The sequence below is a fragment of the Lysinibacillus capsici genome, assembly GCF_003367505.1.
Lineage (GTDB): Bacteria > Bacillota > Bacilli > Bacillales_A > Planococcaceae > Lysinibacillus > Lysinibacillus capsici.
Map to the genome: position 1 here is coordinate 41179 of NZ_PXXX01000024.1, position 20398 is coordinate 61576.

At 39.0% G+C, this 20398-nt stretch carries 16 protein-coding genes, 1 riboswitch and 1 other annotated feature; of the genes, 1 reads left to right on the forward strand and 15 read right to left on the reverse strand.

Annotation, left to right across the window (positions count from 1 at the left end; translation table 11 throughout):
- Positions 1-4: 4 nt before the first annotated feature.
- From C7B89_RS20175 to zapA, 14 genes are all read right to left on the reverse strand, one after another.
- Complete coding sequence (locus C7B89_RS20175; RefSeq protein ID WP_115674474.1) at positions 5-1231, reverse strand: aspartate kinase; 1227 nt, start codon at positions 1229-1231, stop codon at positions 5-7.
- A 133-nt stretch (positions 1232-1364) separates the two neighbouring features.
- Positions 1365-1542, reverse strand: a riboswitch (Lysine riboswitch).
- Between the two features lie 107 nt (positions 1543-1649).
- Entirely contained in the window at positions 1650-3440 is a 1791-nt protein-coding gene (gene uvrC, locus C7B89_RS20180; RefSeq protein WP_048393674.1) for an excinuclease ABC subunit UvrC, read from the reverse strand.
- Positions 3441-3563: 123 nt separating this feature from the next.
- Positions 3564-3875, reverse strand: coding sequence for a thioredoxin (gene trxA, locus C7B89_RS20185; RefSeq protein ID WP_004226420.1), 312 nt, complete (start codon positions 3873-3875; stop codon positions 3564-3566).
- A 121-nt stretch (positions 3876-3996) separates the two neighbouring features.
- Positions 3997-5313, reverse strand: coding sequence for an amino acid permease (locus C7B89_RS20190; protein WP_284705897.1), 1317 nt, complete (start codon positions 5311-5313; stop codon positions 3997-3999).
- 91 nt (positions 5314-5404) lie between these two features.
- Positions 5405-5638: a binding site (T-box leader), on the reverse strand.
- A gap of 139 nt (positions 5639-5777) precedes the next feature.
- On the reverse strand, positions 5778-6755 hold the full coding sequence (locus C7B89_RS20195) for an electron transfer flavoprotein subunit alpha/FixB family protein (protein ID WP_054549982.1): 978 nt from the start codon (positions 6753-6755) through the stop codon (positions 5778-5780).
- Between the two features lie 47 nt (positions 6756-6802).
- Positions 6803-7576, reverse strand: coding sequence for an electron transfer flavoprotein subunit beta/FixA family protein (locus C7B89_RS20200; protein WP_004226415.1), 774 nt, complete (start codon positions 7574-7576; stop codon positions 6803-6805).
- A 114-nt stretch (positions 7577-7690) separates the two neighbouring features.
- Positions 7691-8464 carry an enoyl-CoA hydratase gene (locus C7B89_RS20205; protein ID WP_004226413.1) on the reverse strand — a complete coding sequence of 258 codons (774 nt, stop codon included), beginning with the start codon at positions 8462-8464 and terminating at the stop codon, positions 7691-7693.
- Between the two features lie 14 nt (positions 8465-8478).
- On the reverse strand, positions 8479-9060 hold the full coding sequence (locus C7B89_RS20210; protein WP_054549980.1) for a TetR/AcrR family transcriptional regulator: 582 nt from the start codon (positions 9058-9060) through the stop codon (positions 8479-8481).
- Between the two features lie 138 nt (positions 9061-9198).
- A complete protein-coding gene (locus C7B89_RS20215; RefSeq protein ID WP_054549979.1) occupies positions 9199-10893 on the reverse strand; it encodes an AMP-binding protein in 1695 nt (564 codons plus the stop codon).
- Positions 10894-11340: 447 nt separating this feature from the next.
- Positions 11341-11754, reverse strand: a complete 414-nt coding sequence (locus C7B89_RS20220; protein ID WP_008179180.1) for a DUF350 domain-containing protein — start codon at positions 11752-11754, stop codon at positions 11341-11343.
- 22 nt (positions 11755-11776) lie between these two features.
- On the reverse strand, positions 11777-14143 hold the full coding sequence (locus C7B89_RS20225; RefSeq protein WP_115674475.1) for an endonuclease MutS2: 2367 nt from the start codon (positions 14141-14143) through the stop codon (positions 11777-11779).
- 18 nt (positions 14144-14161) lie between these two features.
- A complete protein-coding gene (gene polX / locus C7B89_RS20230) occupies positions 14162-15871 on the reverse strand; it encodes a DNA polymerase/3'-5' exonuclease PolX (RefSeq protein ID WP_115674476.1) in 1710 nt (569 codons plus the stop codon).
- 58 nt (positions 15872-15929) lie between these two features.
- Complete coding sequence (locus C7B89_RS20235; RefSeq protein WP_004226395.1) at positions 15930-16469, reverse strand: CvpA family protein; 540 nt, start codon at positions 16467-16469, stop codon at positions 15930-15932.
- 5 nt (positions 16470-16474) lie between these two features.
- Positions 16475-16735: a cell division protein ZapA gene (gene zapA, locus C7B89_RS20240; RefSeq protein ID WP_016991554.1), complete on the reverse strand. Its 261-nt coding sequence runs from the start codon at positions 16733-16735 to the stop codon at positions 16475-16477.
- A 135-nt stretch (positions 16736-16870) separates the two neighbouring features.
- On the opposite strand from zapA, the gene rnhC reads away from it, so the two are divergent.
- Positions 16871-17794, forward strand: coding sequence for a ribonuclease HIII (gene rnhC / locus C7B89_RS20245; RefSeq protein ID WP_115674477.1), 924 nt, complete (start codon positions 16871-16873; stop codon positions 17792-17794).
- Between the two features lie 182 nt (positions 17795-17976).
- Here rnhC and pheT read toward each other — a convergent pair whose 3' ends face one another.
- Positions 17977-20394, reverse strand: coding sequence for a phenylalanine--tRNA ligase subunit beta (pheT, locus tag C7B89_RS20250; protein WP_115674478.1), 2418 nt, complete (start codon positions 20392-20394; stop codon positions 17977-17979).
- Between the last annotated feature and the right edge of the window lie 4 nt (positions 20395-20398).

Here is a 20398-nt window from a genome sequence, read left to right on the forward strand (position 1 = left end):
ATTATTATATGTAAAGTGCTTGCTCTAAATTAAACTCATCATGGAGAGCATTAGCTGCTTGGATCATATCATCCTGTGGTACAACAACGGACACTTTTATTTCAGAAGTACTAACCATTTTTACAGGGATATTTTCACGACGTAACCGATCAAACATACGAGCAGCAACGCCTGGATTGGAAGCCATGCCTGAACCAATAATAGAAACTTTTGCTAGTCCAATTTCGAAGTCAGCAAAACTAAATCCAAGTGATAATTTACTATCCTCTAAAACACGTAATGCTTCCGCAAATTCCTCTTTTAAAATGGAAAACGATACAGTTGGCTTCAACCCATCAATAATGGCTTGGACAATAATATCTACATTAATACGGTTCTCTGCAAGAACCGTAAATATATCTGTTAATGAAGCATTAGAAAAAGCATCATACCCTACTGTTAAACGAATAATATCTGATTCAAATGCAACACCACGAACGACTAAATTTTTTTCCATTTCCACTTCCTCCTTCAATAAAGTGCCTACTGATTCTATTAAACTTGAACGTATAATAACAGGCATTTGAAATTTCTTCGCTAACTCCACCGCACGAGGATGTATGATATGAGACCCTAAATTCGATAATTCCAACATTTCATCATATGAAATTTCTTGAAGCTTTTGGGCATTGGGAACATATCGTGGATCTGCTGTATAAACACCATCCACATTTGTATACATATCTACTCTCTCCGCTTCCAACGCTATGGCAAGTGCAACAGCAGCTGTTTCAGCTCCACCTTTTCCAAGCGTGGTGATATTGTGCACTTCGTCAATCCCTTGTTCTCCAGCAATAACCACAATTTGTCCCTGTGCAAAATGTTCTTCCATACGACTAATATCTATATAGTCGATACGAGCATGTCGATACATACCATCCGTATGTATACCAGCTTGCCATCCAGTTAGAGACACAGCCTCATAGCCTGCTTCCTGCAAAGCGATGGTAAATAAAGCACTAGATAATTGAGATCCAGTTGACAAAACTGCATCTAATTCTCTTTTCGACACATCGTCAGTTAGTTGGTGTACCATCATTTTCATCTCTTTCGCAGTGTGTCCCATCGCTGCAACGACCACTACTACATCCAATCCTTTGTCCTTTTCAGCAATCGCTTTCCTAGCAGCCTCTTGGATTTGTTCAGTAGAAGCTAATGCAGCTCCTCCAAACTTCATCACGATTTTAGCCATTTCTTTCGTTCTCCCTTCCAGTTCATGTATTTCACCAAATTATGGGGGGTAAAACCGTTTCTAGAAAACTAAAAGGCAGCCTCCACATAACGTGAAAGCTGCCTATAACATGTACAATAATCGTAACTTGCGCATGTGTGATAGCTCTCCGAAACGTTTAGAATCGACAGTCTTACATTTCTTAAATGCAAAACCAGTACAACAATGGAACAACAATCCTGTACTTCGGCAAGCTCCCCTTTCACACAATATCTCTGGACTTGTCCATCCTCCATCGTGTTACTCTTGAATCTTGCACCTCTATCATCACTTTAAAGTGAATGTATTCAATTCATTAAGCCTTTGCGTAAACAAACTAGTCACGCAGTTGACTCTTCATAACATTGAAAACAATGTTATTTATAACCATAGCACATGCCTATTCCTTTGACAATGATTGTTGCTGAAAATAGCTAAAAATTTGGCTTGCTAAATTAGCGGGCATCCCAGCCTCCTGTAATGCTAGCTCGCTCGCCTCTCGAATTTTTTTGACTGAACCGAAATGTTTAAGCAGCTGTTGCTTTCGTTTTGGTCCTACCCCTTCAATATGATCTAATACAGATTGAATGGCATGCTTCTCATGCTGTTGACGCAAGAAGGTAATAGCAAAGCGATGGACTTCGTCTTGAATTCGTTGTAATAAATAAAAGCCATCACTTGTACGTTTTAAGCTAATCACTTCTGGTGGATCACCAAACAAGAGCTGAGATGTATTATGCTTATCATCCTTGGCTAAACCAGCAATCGGTATAACAAGACCAAGCTCATCTTCTAGTACTTCACGGGCTACTTCCATTTGTCCCTTACCACCATCAATTAAGACTAAATCTGGTAATGGTAGTCCTTCCTTTAAAACACGTATATAGCGACGACGTATAACCTCCTGCATTGCACCGTAATCATCATGCTTGGCTGCTGTACGCGTTTTATATTTTCGGTACTCCTTTTTCGCAGGCTTCCCATCAATGAAAACAACCATAGCAGACACTGCATCCGTTCCATGCATATGACTATTATCAAAAGCTTCAATTCGTAAAGGTGTACTAATACCCATTGCTTCACCAAGTGCCTCACAAGCACCAATCGTACGTTCTTCCTGACGCTCTATTAGCTGGAATTTAGCTGCCACAGCAATTTCAGCATTTTTGGTAGCTAATTCAACCAATTCCTTCTTTTGACCTCTTTTCGGTGTGAGCACTTTAATTTCTAATAATTCTGTTAAGATAGCTGCATCAATGGCTTGTGGAATAAAAATTTCTTTTGGCTTAATATGCTCTGGCTTTTCATAAAAGCGCCCAACAAATGTTAAAAATTCTTCCTCCGCATCTTGATAGATGGGGAAAATTGAGACATCGCGCTCAATCAGCTTTCCTTGGCGTACAAAGAAAACCTGAACACACATCCATCCTTTTTCAACAGCATAGCCAAATACATCTCGATTTGTTGTATCACTTGAAACTATTTTTTGTTTCTGCATAACCGTATCAATATGGGCAATTTGGTCTCGGAATTCCTTCGCTCGCTCAAATTCCAGGTTTTCTGCAGCTGCTAGCATTTTAACTTCAAGCTCTTTTTTGACTGCCTCCACACCACCATTTAGAAACTTCGTCATATCCTCAATCATTTCTTGATAAACCTGACCTTCAATTTCCTTCACACAAGGTGCTAAGCATTGACCCATGTGATAGTACAAGCAAACCTTGGAAGGTAATTGTACACATTTGCGCAGCGGATACAATCGATCCAATAGCTTTTTCGTTTCACTTGCTGCATAGGCATTCGGATAAGGACCAAAATATTTTGCCTTATCCTTTTTTACCTTCCGTGTCGTAATCAGACGAGGATGTTTTTCATTCGTAATTTTTAAATATGGATAGGTCTTATCATCCGTTAACATGACATTATATTTTGGATCATGTAATTTGATGAGATTCAGCTCTAAAATAAGTGCTTCAATATTTGATGACGTTACAATATACTCAAAATCTTCTATTTCACCTACAAGCCTTTGCGTTTTCCCTTCATGTGTTCCCGTAAAATAAGAACGTACACGGTTTTTTAGAACTTTTGCTTTACCGACATAAATGATAGTCCCCTGTCGATCCTTCATCAAATAGCAGCCAGGTTGATCTGGTAAAATATCCAGTTTTCGCTTTATTAAATCGTTCATTACCTACCTGCCCCCCTAAGTAAAAATTCCCCTCATTAGAATAATGTTAGTTATTTTCTTTATTATATAACGAAAAAAAGCCGAACACATCAATTGATGGCTCGGCTTTGTGAACTTCATTCATTACGCATGTTTTGCGATAAATGCTTCTAAAGCTTCTTTTGGTTGGAAGCCTACTGTTTTGTCAACTAATTCTCCATCTTTAAATAATAGTAAAGATGGGATTGACATAATTTGATACTGAGCTGCAGTACCTTGGTTATTGTCAACGTCAACTTTTACAATTTTAGCCGCACTACCTGCTGCGTCCATTTCTTCAAGAACTGGCCCAATCATTTTACATGGTCCGCACCAAGCAGCCCAAAAGTCTACTAGTACTAACCCTTCTTTAATATCGTCCTGGAACGTAGCATCTGTTGCATGTACAATTGCCATTTGAAATCCTCCTTAAACTTACTATGCTTGTAGTATAGCATGGATAAATTCACTTGAGCGAACAATCTGCCTACAATGTATTTTTTATGCAAATCTGTGTCGAAAAATCAATACACAGTCATTAATTGACTTGATAACGCCCCTTCAATACATAGGTTAACGTAATAAAAAGGTAAATAGCTAACGTAATGCCTGTCACAATAATAGATGTGGTGAAAATAATTCCGATGAGAATCGCACTTAACGCCAATATAGCTATCCAAGTCGTATAAGGGAACCATTTTACTTCATAGGCACTTGTGTGCTCTGCTTGTTTTTTACGTGATTTTAAATGTGCAATCGCAATAATTAACCAAATAAATAACACAGTATAACCAAGTGATCCCATTAGAAAATCAAATGTTTTGCTTCCCGCATATAAAGATAAAATGACCCCTAAATACATCGCTAAAGTACACATTAAAATAGCATATACTGGTACTTTTCGTTTCGATAAATAAGCAAAGATTTTAGGCACACGTCCATCTACAGCCTGTGTATATAGTACGCGTGATGATCCATACAGTCCTGAATTCATTGATGAAATAATGGCAAGTAAAACAACAGCGTTCATAATATGGTCTGCCCCTGGAATACCAACCATTTTAAAAACCATGACAAACGGGCTTTCAGGAACCCCATTTACTTCATTCCAAGGAATCAAGCTTACGATAATAAAGAATGGCAGTAAGTAAAAAGTAACAATACGTACTAATGTACTGCGAACAGCTTTTGGCACTACTTTTTCCGGATTTTTCGTTTCAGCTAATGTAATCCCGATGATTTCTGTCCCACCATAGGAGTAGATAACTACAAGCATTGCAGCAATTAATCCCGTCGAGCCATTAGGGAAAAACCCACCATGCTCCGTTAAGTTAGCAAAACCAACAGCACTATGATTTCCAAACGTCACAAGCAATAAAATAAGTCCTGCAATGATAAAGACAATAATAACAGTAATTTTGATTAATGCTAGCCAATATTCTGTTTCTGCAAAGATTTTTACGGATAATAAATTAATCGCTGTTACTAACACAGAAACAGATAGTGCCAGTATCCAAATTGGATATTCTGGTAACCAATATTGAATAAAGATAGCAGCCACGACAGACTCTGCTGCAATATTTAAAACCCACATTTTCCAGTAGATCCAATCTAGGAAATACGCAGGGTATTTACCTAACACGGATTGCACTAAATCTCTAAAGGTTCTTGCTTCTTTATTACGCACGGCCATTTCTGCTAAGCCTTGCATAACAAATAATAAAATAATGCCGCCGATTAAATACGCAATCAGCACAGATGGTCCTGCCATATCAATGGCTGCACTACTTCCTTTAAATAATCCCGCGCCAATGGCACCACCTAACGCCATCATCGTGATATGACGCGAGGTCATTGTTCTTGTTAATTGTTGCTTGTTTTTTTCCACTTTCTTACCTCCTAAATATCAAAAAAGCATACCATCTATTCCTTCATCATCAAATGAAAGAAGAGACGATATGCTATCAGCAAACCGCGGTACCACTCTAATTGGCTCTTGAGAACCCAGCTTAAAAAACCTTGTAACGAAGGTTAATCGTCAAACAAATAGAATAATCTGATAATTCTATTTGTGTTACCACTCCTAGGCAAGTTCAAAGTCTTATTGGTCTGCGTTGCACCAACCCGCAGCTCTCTTCACCGAATAACGAGCTTTTACTACTCCTAATCTTTGCGTTTCAAATCATTAATGTATCCATCACTATAATGTCTATCGTTAATTATGTCAATATTTTATTTTGCAATAATTTTCAAATAGTACTTTTTAAAATGGAAAGCAATATAAAAAAACAGGAAGGGTTATCCCTTCCTGCATCTGTATTACGCATTCACTTTTAATGCTTTAAATTCTTCAATTAGAAGCGGAATAACTTCAAATAAATCTCCTACGATACCATAATCCGCTACTTTGAAAATATTTGCTTCAGGATCTTTATTGATAGCAACAATGACTTTTGAATTGGACATTCCAGCTAAATGCTGAATTGCGCCCGAAATACCTGCTGCAATATAAAGATCTGGTGTTACAACCTTACCTGTTTGTCCGATTTGCAGCGAGTAATCACAGTATTCAGCGTCACATGCACCACGTGATGCACCTACTGCACCGCCTAGTAAATCAGCTAGCTCTTTTAATGGCTCAAAGCCTTCTTCTGACTTCACGCCACGACCACCTGCAACAACTACTTTCGCTTCTGAAAGATCTACACCTTCTGAAGATTTACGAACAACTTCTTTAATAATTGTGCGCAGATTTGTAATCTCTACAGAGATGGCAGACACATCACCTGTTTTACCTTCTGCTTTTTCTAAAGGTGTAATGTTATTTGGACGAATAGAAGCTAAGACAACGCCTTCTTTAACTTTTACTTTTTCAAAGGCTTTACCAGAGTAAATTGGTCGGATGAATACCACATCGTCGCCTGCACCTTCAATAGCAGTGACATCAGATACTAGACCTGCTTGCAATTTGCTTGCAATTTTTGGCGATAAATCTTTCCCATTTGCTGTATGACCAAAGACAATACCTGCTGGTTGTTCTTGCTCGATAACAGCTAATAGTGCTTGACTATAGCCATCAGATGTATATTGTTTTAAATGCGGGTGTTCCACTGTTACTACTCGATCAGCACCATATTCAAATAATGGACCTGTTAAACCTGCTACAGCATCCCCTAAAAGTACCCCAACAACTTCGCCACCATCAGCGATTTGTTTTGCAGCTGCAATTGCTTCGAAAGAAACATTACGTAAGCTTCCTTCACGAACTTCACTTAATACTAATACTTTTTTTGACATAGCATATTCCCTCCGTTACCCTTTAAGATTCGATTGACATCAAATAATTAAACAACTTTTGCTTCCGTGTGAAGTAGATTTACCAGTTCTTTTGCTTGGGCAGAAAGGTCGCCTTCTAAAATACGGCCTGCTGCTTTTTGAGCTGGTAAGAAGATGTCTACGGTTTCAATCTTCACTTCTACATCATCTTCATCGATATCTAAATCATCTAACTCAAGCTCTGCAAGCGGTTTCTTTTTCGCTTTCATAATACCTGGTAGAGATGGGTAACGAGGCTCATTTAAACCTTGCTGAGCAGTTACTAATAACGGTAAAGAAGTTTCAATTACCTCTGAATCACCTTCGATATCGCGAACAATTTTCGCAGATGTTCCGTCAATTTCAAGTTTTGTAATCGTAGTTACATAATTCATATCCAATAAATCAGCAACACGTGGACCAACTTGCCCTGAACCACCATCAATCGCAACATTTCCTGTTAAAATTAAATCTGCATCTTTATCTTTTAAGTATTCTGCTAGTAGATAAGCTGCTGCATGTTGGTCCAGCTCATCTAAATCATCTTCTGTATTAATAAGCACTGCTTCGTCTGCTCCCATAGCAAGTGCTGTACGTAATTGCTTCTCTGCATCCTCGCCACCAATTGTCACCACTGTTACCTTACCACCAGCAGCATCGCGAACTTGGATTGCCTCTTCAATGGCATATTCATCATAAGGGTTGATAATGAATTCTGCGCCGTCCTCTTGGATTTTACCACCCGACACAACGATTTTTTCTTCTGTATCAAATGTGCGTTTAATTAATGCAAAAATGTTCATATATCCATACCTCCTGGAACGTTTTATAATTCTAAGTAAACTTATAAATATTATATATTTTCAGTTTCGATAACGCCGATAACATACTGAACGTTGCTATCGACATTTGGAAAATTATTTGCCAGTAAACACAGGCTCACGCTTTTCAATGAATGCTTGAATTCCTTCTTTGGCATCTTCTGTGACAAATACTGTCCCAAAGGATTTAGCCTCTGCTTCAATGCCTTCATAGAATGATGCATGCTTTGCATATTGCAATGTTTGAATAGCTGCTTTTAAAGCAATTGGGCTTTTCTTAGCAATGCTCTTAGCAATCTTTAACGTTTCTTCTAGCAATGCTTCGTCTGAGAATGAACGGTTTGCTAAGCCCCACTGAACAGCTTCATTACCAGAGATTGGTTCACTTGTAAACATCATTTCAGCAGCCTTTGCTACTCCAACATAGCGTGGTAAGCGCTGTGTACCACCAAAACCAGGAATAAGCCCTAATTGTAATTCAGGTAAACCTAATTTTGCTGATTCAGTGACAAATCGCATATGACAGCTCATTGCTAACTCAAGCCCTCCGCCTAATGCCGCACCATGGATGGCTGCAATTACAGGCTTAGAAAACGATTCAACACGCTCAAAAACCTGCTGCCCGTTGCTAGCTAGCTTTGTAAATTCCTCACCAGATTCTACCCCAATAAATTCTTTAATATCTGCCCCTGCAGAGAAGAAACGGCCTTCACCATGAAGTACAAGGACTCTTACAGCATCATCGTGTTCTACAGCATCAAGCACAGCGTTAACTTCTGCAATAATACCGCGAGATAATGCATTTGCTGGTGGACGTGCAATTGTAATAATCGCTACTCCATCTTCTACTTTCCAACTTAGAAATTCCATTTCTCCACATCCTTTTAAGCTTTAATGCCGTTCAGGATTAATGCCTGAACCTTTGGAACCTGTTCCATCAAATCATATCGATAGTCATTCATAACCCACGACGTAATAGTTTCATCAATTGTTCCAAAAACCATTTGTCGAGCCAAGCGTACATCCATCGTCTGATTGAACTCACCTGTAAGCATACCCTCGATTAAAATTTGATCAAGTAGCTGTAAATACTCGCGCAATACGGAATTAATTTTTAATCGTAAGTCTTTGTTTGACTGGCGAAGCTCTAATTGTGTGACAGTTGCTAGGTATCGATCTGTCGCTAGAACATTAAAATGATTTTCAATCATTCGTGAAAGTTTGTCTTTAGACGTACTCCCCTTTTCTATTATATCTTGTAATGACTCTACAAAAACAGCCATTTTTTCATTAAAGACAGAAATTAATATATCTTCTTTATTTTTAAAATATAAATAGATTGTTCCATCGGCCACCCCTGCCTGTTTGGCGATTTTCGATACTTGCGCTTGGTGATACCCATTTTCCGCAATAACGATGACAGCTGCATCAATAATTTGTTTATATTTTGGCTTATCTCGTTTCACTTTTATATCACCACCTAAAAAACATGCGCACGTCGATATGACGTGTAAACCTAAAAAAATATGAAAATATGAATGGTCATTCATTCATATTTTCATATTATATTTTACAGCATTGCTTGTCAATACTTTCACAGGTATTTATTTCGCTTCTTTATTCGCTAATTTTGTTTTTTCTTCTTCAACTAACGTACGACGCAAAATTTTTCCTACAGCTGTTTTTGGCAGCTCTTCTCTAAATTCATAATAACGCGGAACTTTAAAAGCTGCTAGATGCTGACGGCAATATTTATTTAATTCGTCCTCAGTAATCGAATATCCTTCTTTTAATACAATATAAGCTTTAACTGTTTCACCACGATACGGATCAGGTATGCCTGCTACTACGCACTCTTGGATCTCTTCACGTTCATATAACACTTCTTCTACTTCACGTGGATAAATATTAAAGCCGCCTGCTATTATTAAATCTTTTTTACGATCTACTACATAGAAGAAGCCTTGCTCATCCATATAACCAAGATCACCTGTTAAAAACCAACCATCAGCAAATGTCGCAGCTGTATCCTCTGGACGATTCCAGTAGCCCTTCATTACTTGTGGTCCTTTAACAGCAATTTCACCAACTTCACCAATAGGTAGCTCTTCTGTATCACCTGTACGTAAAATAACCGCTTCTGTATTTGGCCAAGGTAAACCAATCGAGCCAATCACCCGCTTCCCCCAAATTGGCGTAGCATGTGTTACAGGTGAGGTTTCTGTTAACCCATATCCTTCTACTAGCTTTCCACCAGTCACTGCCTCAAACTTCTCTTGCACTTCAATTGGCAATGAAGCAGAGCCACTTAAGCATGCCTTAATGGATGATAAATCATAATTCGCAATGTCTGGGTGATTTAAAAGGCCGATGTATAAGGTTGGTGCGCCGGGGAACAGTGTTGGTTTTTGTTTATCAATCGTCTTTAATGCCGTTTCAGCATCAAACTTCGGTAAAAGCACCATTCTATTTTGAGTAAATACAGATAAAAGCATAACAGTTGTCATGCCATAGACGTGGAAGAATGGTAGAATGCCCATAATGGTTTCTTCACCATGAACACATTTATACATCCAAGCATCACACATTGTCGTATTGGCAATTAAATTTTTATGGGTCAGCATAACGCCTTTTGGGAAACCTGTTGTCCCACCCGTATATTGAAGGAGTGCTAGGTCTTCTTCAAAATCAAATGGCATATTGTCAATTATCTTAATTGGTGCTGAACGCATTATTTCTGAAAACAGATGATTTTGGCCGCTATGTTCAACCTTGACACTAAAGCCATACTGCTTTTTTTGAATAAATGGATAGACTAAATTTTTTGGGAATGGTAAATAATCTTTAATAGCTGTCACAATGACATTTTCAAGAGCTGTCTCTTTTATAATTTTCATGACTCTCGGATATAAAATATCCATTACGAGAATAACCTTTGCTCCTGAATCAGCCATTTGATATTGAAGCTCACGTTCAGTATAAAGTGGATTTGTTTGTACTACAACAGCACCTGCATACATGGCACCATAGTAAGCGATTACACTTTGTGGCGTGTTAGGAAGCATAATTGCTACTCGATCTCCCTTTTCCACACCTAGTGCTTGTAAATAGTTTGCGAACCTTAAAGCTGACTCATATAGCTCGGTGTACGTCAAATCCTTTCCCATAAAATGAATCGCTACTTTGGATGGATTCTTTTTATAGGCACGTGTCAAAAACTCTTGCACTGGAATTTCCTCAAACGTTAAAGACGATGGTACTTCTTCAGGATAATTTGCTAGCCATGGTTTTGCTGTCATACGTCCTCTCCCCTTTGTCCCAAACTTTGTCAATTCTTATATTTATTATAATGAAAAAGAAATACAGTTTCAAACAGAAAATAGAAAATAAATGCATTTTCGATTAATTATTATGCAATTAACAACATTAATATGATTGATATTTATCGGGATTTATTTGAATACACCTTATGAATGCTCGTTCATTCTTGAGTTACTCCATAAAAAAATAACCAGCATATTCCTATATTATAAAAATAATTTTTCTACCCTTTAATAGAGTTTTATGAAAGAAAGTTAATAGGTTGTAGTAGAAATTTATGCTATGTACAATTAACAAAAAACGCATCCTCATAAAGAGAATGCGTTTTTTATTTAAATCGTTAACATATAGTAGACACCTACTGCCAAAAATGCAATACAGACAACGATTAGTACTTTTGCTAATTTTTCCATGTCATGACACTCCTATGCAATACTTGCCCCAATTACAAACGAAAGACCGACTGAAATGGTAAAGGAAATGAAACCAACTGAGCGATTATCATTGGCAATCTCTTGATCAACGTTAAAACGAGGTGTCATAAATTCAAATAAGAAATACGCTACAATCAATAATGTAAAGCCAAAAAGGCCCCAACCGATCATTTCACTTAATGTGCTATGACGTGCAATGGAAAAGCGGAAGATATTACAAATCCCTAGTATTTTTCCACCTGTTGCAAGAGCCACAGCGACATTACCTTTTTTAATTTCTTCCCAATTTTTATATTTCGTAACGACTTCGAACAATGCCATCGAGACGACTAAACATAATACTACAACACTAAAATATCCTGCCGTTTCGATAATTGGATATCGCCAAAAGCCAGAATTCAGCATTTTTCTCCGTCCCCTTTATAGCTTATTTCAATTCAACAATTGTGACGCCTAAGCCCCCTTCACCGGCTTCACCAAAACGGAAGGATTTTACGCGCTTATGCTTTTTCAAATAGCTTTGAATACCTTGACGTAAAGCCCCTGTACCAACTCCATGAATAATGGACACACGACCATAATTAGAGAGTAATGCATCATCAATATATTTCTCTGTTCTTACGATTGCATCCTCATAGCGTTCACCACGTAAATCTAATTCTAGTTTCACATGACTATTTCGATTTTTCACACCAGCTGTTCGTAATACAGGCTCTTTTTCAGGTTTAATATACTCCAAATCACTATCTGAGATTTTCATTTTTAAAATCCCCATTTGGACAACCCATTCGGTATTCGACACCTTTTCTAACAAAGTACCTCGTTGACCATAGCTTAACACCTTTACCTCGTCTCCGACAACTAAGTTTTGTGCACGAGCTTTGACTTGTGCCGCCTTTTTTAGCACTTTATTGTCTTCAAGTGGTGTTGCTTCTTCCAAGCGTTTACGTGCTTCAATCAATTCATGCTCCTTGACAACTTGATCAGCATTTTTACGCATTTCTCGAAGCTCTGCAATAATCACTTCTGCTTCACGTTTTGCTTCATCAACAATTTTACGCGCCTTTTCCTTCGCCTTCTTATCAAGCGCCTCTTTACGCTCCTCATAAGCTTGCAATTTATCTTGAAGCTCTTTACGTAATGTTTCTGATTCTAATAGCAATGCATGCGAACGCTCTGCATCATCTTCAGATTGGCGACGTGTTTCTTCCAATGAGGCAATCATCGATTCAACCTCATGTCGATCGGTTCCAGTAAAGCCTTTAGCACGATCAATAATGGATTCAGGTAAACCAAGACGACTGGAAATTTCAAATGCATTTGAGCGCCCAGGTACACCGATAAGTAGACGGTAGGTCGGGCTCAAAGTTTCAATATCAAATTCTACACTGGCATTGGCTACACCTGGTCGATTATAGCCATAAGCTTTTAGCTCAGGATAGTGAGTTGTAGCCATTACACGAGCACCGCGCCCATGTACTTCGTCTAAGATTGAGATGGCTAAGGCTGCCCCTTCCTGTGGGTCAGTACCTGCCCCTAACTCATCAAAAAGAACAAGTGATTCGTGATCAAATTTTTGTAGGATGTCAACAATATTAACCATATGGGACGAGAACGTAGAAAGTGACTGCTCAATTGATTGCTCATCACCAATATCGGCAAATAATTGCTCAAATACAGCAAGTTCTGAGCCATCTAATGCTGGCACTGGTAATCCAGCTTGTGCCATTAATGTACACAGACCAACCGTTTTTAATGTCACCGTTTTACCACCTGTATTAGGACCTGTAATGACAATAGCTGTAATGTCTTTACCAAATTCAATATCATTTGGAATAGCTGATTCTATTGGTAGTAGTGGATGACGTGCACGTATTAGTCGGATATAGCCATCCTGATTCATTTTAGGCATTGTACATTTATTGGCTTGGCCATATTTGCCCTTTGCTAAAATGACATCGATATCGCCTAATACCTTCACTAAGTTAAATAAATCTGATGCTACTTCTTGCACCATTGCACTTAATGCTAGTAAAATACGTTCAATTTCTGCCTGCTCTTTCATTTTCAAGCGATGAATTTCATTATTTGCTTGGACAACAGAATCTGGCTCAATAAATAAGGTTTGACCAGAAGAAGATTGGTCATGGACAATCCCACCATAGTGGTGACGATATTCCTGCTTTACGGGAATAACAAAGCGATCATTACGAATTGTCACAAGTGTATCAGAAAGCATTTTCGCTGCATTACTTCCCCGAATTAAACTTTCCAGCTTAGAGCGGACTTTCCCTTCTTCAGCACGCAAAGATTGGCGAATAGAGCGCAATGTTTGACTAGCAGAATCTAAGACAGCTCCATTGTCGTCAATACAGTTATTAATTTCATGTTGCAATCCTGTTAGGACAGGCATTGCTTCTTTTTTGGAGATGAAATGGGGAATATCAATCACTTCATCGGCTTCTAAATCTTCAATAAAATTACGTAGAATTCGGCTTGCTCGAATCGTGCTCGAAATTTCCATTAGTTCTACTGCTGCTAACATGCCTCCTATTTGAGCACGTCTGGCAGAGGGACGGACATCAAAAATTCCGCCCATTGGTACATTGCCCTTCACACGCAAAATGGAAAGTCCCTCATCCATTTCCTCTAATAATTGTACTACTTTATCAAAATCTGTTTGTGGCACAAGCTCCTCAATGGCAGATTTACCAATGGAGGAAGTACAATAGGAAGCCACTTGTTGCCTAACTTTATCGTATTCTAGTGTTTTCAATGCGCGTTCTGCAATCACTGAGAACACCTCCTCAGCCTATTTATTTCGTTGTATGAACGCTTCAAACTGTTCACGCGTCCATGTATTCACAATCATATCTTTCGGTAACCATGCTCTATTTGCATAGCGAACCCCAATATCCATAAAACGTAAATGTGCAATATCATGCGCATCTGTGTTGATGGCTACTGGCACACCTGCAGCGCATGCCATTTCTAAATGTTCTACACATAAATCGAGACGATACGGATTTGCATTTAACTCTAAAATTTTACCATATTCCTTTGCCCAGGCAATTAACTGTTTCATATCAGGATTATAACCATCGCGATCTTCAATAATTCGACCAGTCGGATGGGCAATCATATGAACATAGGGATTTTGCATAGCTGTTAGTAAACGTGCCATAATTTTATCTTGTGATTGTGTAAAACTAGAATGAATGGAAGCAATAACAAAATCGAGCTCTTTTAACACCTGATCTTCGAAATCAAGTGAGCCGTCTGGTAAAATATCCATCTCCGTCCCTTTAAACAAATGAAAATCTGGATGTGCTGCATTAAATGCCTCAATTTCTACACGTTGCTTTTCTAAACGCTCCGGTGTTAATCCATTTGCTACTTTTAGGAATTGCGAATGGTCTGTAATAACGCTATATTGATAGCCCCGTGCTAGTAACGCCTCGCCCATTTCTGCAACAGAGTATGCACCATCTGACCATGTTGTATGCATATGCAAATCAGCTTTAATATCCTCTAGTCGAACTAAGTTTTGAATTATGTTTGTTTTGTCAAATTCTACTGTTCCTGTCCGTAAGCTCGGTGGAATCCAAGGTAGATCAAAATGAGCGAAAAATGCTGCCTCGTCTTGGAACGTCAAAACGGTACCACCTTCCTGTTCCACACCATATTCACTTATTTTTTCACCACGGGCTTTGGCAATTTGCCGCATACGAACATTATGATCTTTTGAACCTGTGAAATGATGCAACGCAGTCGCATATTCATTATCTTTCACTAAACGGAAATCAACGCTAACTGGTTCATCTAAGTCTAAAATCACCGAAATTTTTGTATCCCCTGCCGCCACGACTTCTTGAATGGCCAAGCTATTTAACAACTTTTCGCGTACTTCCTCAACTGCTTCTGTCACAACAATAAAATCAATATCTTTGCTAGTTTCTAACGCTCGACGGAAACTCCCAGCAACTGAAAACCGGTCTACTTCCTTCATACTACCTAGAAGCGCCTCAATTTGTAAAACCACAGGCTCAAGCTGCCAAATTGGTAGTCGTTCTGAACGATTTGCTAAATTGGCTAGCTCCTTTAAAATCTTCTCCTCAGTTTTTACAGCAAATCCAGCTAATTCACGTACTTTTCCTGCCTCACAAGCTGCCTTCAAGCTTTCTGCAGAGTCAATACCAAGCTCTTGGTGTAGTTTCGCAATTTTTTTTCCTCCCAAGCCAGGTAATTTTAGCAATGGCAGTAACCCTTTAGGTACAACCTCTTCTAACTCCTTTAACAAACTCGATTCACCTGTTAACATTAAGTCCTCTATTACAGCCGCAGTACCCTTGCCAATACCTTTGAGTTTTGTTACATCATCCATTTCGCTTAATGAACGCTCGTCCCCCTCTAGTGCTGCTGCAGCCTTTCGAAAGGCTGATACCTTGAATGGATTTTCTCCCTGTAGTTCCATATATAAAGCAATTTTTTCGAGTGTGCGAATAATTGTTTTTTTATTCATTAGTAATTCCTCCTATCGTAAAAACACTTCCCTCAAGACAGAGAGAAGTGCACAGTTACTATTGCATATAAATATACCACCAGTTTTGGAACATCTTTGTAATAATTGGTGTATGCTCCAACATAAGACCACTTAACAATGACTTCGACATTAAATTTTGTATGGCATCTACTGGTAATAAGGCGCACACATATAGCAAAATAAACATAATTAAATAGTTTTCAATCATGCCAAGTAACGCCCCAAGCCAACGATTCACTGTATTTAGCACCGGCAAATACGCGATAAAGTCAAATATCGATGCCACGATTTGCAACGTTATTTTTACTGCAAAGAAAATAACAGCAAAGGCAATTACCCGATAAAAGGTGCGGTCTAAATCTAGACTATCAATGACAACGCCAAGGCTACCTGTGTCAGTGACACCTGGATACGGAACCCAAAATACAAATTTTTGTGCTAATGGCTTATAATAAATATACGCAACAATTAGGGCTACTACAAAGCTGACAATATGCATCATCTGTACAATAAAACCTCGTTTTGCACCGACGCCTATACCAGCTAACAGTACCACTAATATGATTAAATCTAACATTCTCTTCAACCCTTTAACTTTTTCAATTCTTCTTCTAATTGCTCCATTCGTTCTTTTAATAGTAAATAATCATGAACTGTATTTACTGCTGTCAGAACAGCAAGTTTTGTGCTATCAAGTGAGGGATTATGTACGTTCATCTCGCGCATACGGTCATCAACAATCGAAGCAACAAGTCGCATATGGCCAATGGATTCAGAGCCGACCATTTTATATGTATGACCATATATTTCAACAGAAATTTTATTCTTTTCTTGTTTTTCCATAGTCGCACCCTCCTATAAATTCGATGCACACACGATTTTAGAGGCTTGTGAGCACCATCACACAAAAAAGCTATTTATTATCATACCATGAAAGGTATAAAATTGTGAACAACGAGGACAGAAAGGAACGATTAAATGGCAAATATTGTGCTTTCCATTTCAACAAATATTCAAAAAGAGGTGATGGCTTACTATGCATCGCACTTTATAGAACGAAAGGCTCCGGGAGTCATTTTTGCGGCAAAACTACCAGATACAGCCATAACTATGTATAAATCAGGCAAATTAATGTTTCAGGGGGGCGGTGCTGAACGTGAGGCAGCACGTTGGGGAACTGTTGAAAAAACTGCTACTCCACTCTCCACTATCGGGGCAAAAGGGGATGTACTGCCTAACAATTTCGCAACCATGTCTGTCTTAGGCTCAGACGAAACAGGCACAGGTGATTATTTTGGTCCAATCACTGTAGCAGCAGTATATGTGCCTCCTTCCAAAATCGAACTCATGAATGAGCTTGGCGTAAAAGATTCAAAAATGCTAACAGATGACTATATGAGGAAAATTGCACCTGATTTGCGTGCAGCCTGTGTCCATAGTGTTCTCGTCTTACGCAACGAGAAATATAACAACTTACAAGCGAAAGGCTATTCCCAAGGTAAAATGAAAGCCATGATGCATAACAAGGCACTACAAAACACACTATCAAAAATGGCACCTGAAAAACCTGAATTTATCTTAATCGACCAGTTTGCTGAACGTGGTGTCTATTACAATTATTTAAAAAATGAACGTGAACTTGTACAAGAGAATGTCTACTTTTCTACTAAAGCAGAACAATTACATGTAGCTGTGGCTACAGCATCTATTTTAGCTCGTGCTGCCTTTTTAAAGGAAATGGACCGTTTGAGTGACATTACAGGGCTTACATTAATGAAGGGCGCCTCTAACAAGGTAGATGTGCAAGCAGCCCGAATCTGGCGTAATCAGGGCGAAGAATTTCTACGCTCCATCACAAAATGGCATTTCGCCAACACTGATAAAGCACGGAAGATGAAGTAAATCATACTATTGGTTGCTTAAAAAAGCTTTTTTGGGGTTCCTGATGAGCGTGAGACGCATTAGGAACCTTTTTGAACGCTTTCCTCATTTTTTGGATCATTCTTTCTTCACCTTTTGGATCATCATCTTCACCATTCTCAAACAAAAAAAGACTGCCTCGTAAGACAGTCTTTTTTCATATATTAGCGTACTTCTGTGCCTGCAATCGTAGCAATGGCTTTTAACACTTTGTTATGTGCGGCCACTACTTCTTCGTCTGTTAAAGTACGTTCTGGATCAAAGTATGTGAGTGAGAAGGCAACCGATTTTTTACCTGCTTCCATTTTCTCCCCTTCGTAAACATCGAATACGCGGATATCTTTTAATAGTTTCACACCCGCTGCATCAATAGCTTCCATTACTTCGCCCGCTGTTGTTGTACGGTCCATTATAAGAGCGATATCGCGAGACATAGCTGGGAAACGAGGTACTGGTGTATAGGCAAGTGGTGCTTCTTGTGCCGTTGCACTTAATAGCGCCACTAAATTCATTTCCATTACATACGTGTCTTTTACACCCCATGCTTTTTGCTCTGCTGGGTGAAGTCCACCAATGATGCCGACTTGCTTGCCATCCAATAAAATGCTAGCCGTACGACCTGGATGTAAGCCATCCACTTGTGATTTCACAAATGTCATGCGATTTGCTAAGCCAAGTTTGCCAATGACACCTTCGATGATACCTTTTAGCACAAAGAAATCTACAGCTTTTTTCTCACCTTGCCAAGCATGGTCTAGCCATTTGCCAGTTAGTACTGCTGCCACATGCTCTTCCTCATATGGTTGCCCCTCATCTGATTGACCAAGGAACACGGAACCAATTTCATATAAAGCCACGCCTTCAGCTTGACGTGCAACATTATAAGCCGCCGCTTCGATTAAATGTGGAATAAGGCTTTGACGTAATGTAGAACGCTCCTCACTCATTGGCATAAGCAAGCGAGTTACCGGCTCTGCTTTCAAAGCAAAACGTTGTGACAATGCATCCGACGTTAACGAATAAGTTACCGCTTGATACAGGCCAGCCCCTTCCATGTAATGACGAACAACACGTCGATTTGCTTGGTAAGGTGATAAATTACCTACTTGTGTTGCACCCTCTGGTAATGTCATTGGAATTTCATCATAACCATAAAGACGAGCAATTTCCTCCACGATATCCTCTTCAATTTTAATATCTTGGCGACGTGTTGGTGCATCAATAATTAATAAACCATTTGCTGCCTCTACACCAAATTTTAAACGCTCTAAAATAGAAAGCATATCTTCTAATGCAATCTTCATACCTAAACGTTCATTAATAAAATCTGGGGAAACGACTACTCGCGCTGGTGTTTTATCTAACTCATCTACTAAACATGTACCTTCTAATACTTCGCCTCCTGCTAATTCAGCAAGTAGAGCGGCAGCACGTTCAGCAGCTGGTAAGACACGATTTGGGTCTACCCCTTTTTCGAAACGAGCCGATGCATCTGAACGTAGGCCAAGATGACGAGACGTTTGACGCACTGTTAAACCATCAAAATAGGCTGATTCAATGACTACAGTCGTTGTTGAATCTGTTACCTCTGAATTAGCACCACCCATTACACCAGCAATGGCTACTGGCTCTTTGCCATTTGTAATGACTAAATCTGAAGCTTTTAATGTACGTTCTTGGTCATCTAATGTTGTAATTTTTTCACCTTCTGTTGCTTTACGAACAACGATTTCATCCGTTGCTAGGCTATCATAGTCAAAAGCATGTAGAGGTTGACCATATTCCATTAATACATAGTTCGTTACATCTACGACATTATTGTGTGGACGTACTCCCGCAGCCATTAGACGATTTTGTAGCCACATTGGTGATTCACCGATTTTTACGTTTTTCACAACTTTTGCTACATACATAGGATTTGCTTGTAAATCTTCTACATGAAGCTTCAGGTAATCCTGTGCTTTTTCACTAGCAGTTTGATAGGAAATTTCTGGATATTTAATTTCCTCTGAAAGAATAGCACCTACTTCATACGCTACACCTAGCATTGAAAGAGCATCTGAGCGGTTTGGTGTTAGTCCTAACTCCAGCACTGTATCACGTAGGCCCAATATAGCCAGTGCATCTGCCCCTACTTCTGCATCTGCTGGTAGGACGAAGATACCTTCTGAATACGCCTTAGGAACAAGCTTTCCTTCGATTCCAAGCTCTTGTAAGGAACAAATCATTCCGTTCGATTCATGACCGCGAAGTTTTGCTTTTTTGATTTTAATGCCACCTGGTAAATGTGCACCTGGACGAGCAACAATGACTTTCTGACCAGCATCAACATTCGGTGCACCACAAATTATTTGTTGAGGCTCTGCTTCGCCAACGTCAACTTGGCAAATATTTAACTTATCAGCCTCTGGATGTTTCTCCTTAGAAACTACATAACCAACTACAACTTTATCCATAGCATTAGCACGATCAATTACTGCATCTACTTCGATCCCAGAGCGTGTAATTTTTTCTGCTAATAGCTCAGGTGCTAAGTCCTGCGTATTGATATAATCTTTTAACCATTCTAATGATACTAACATGTTT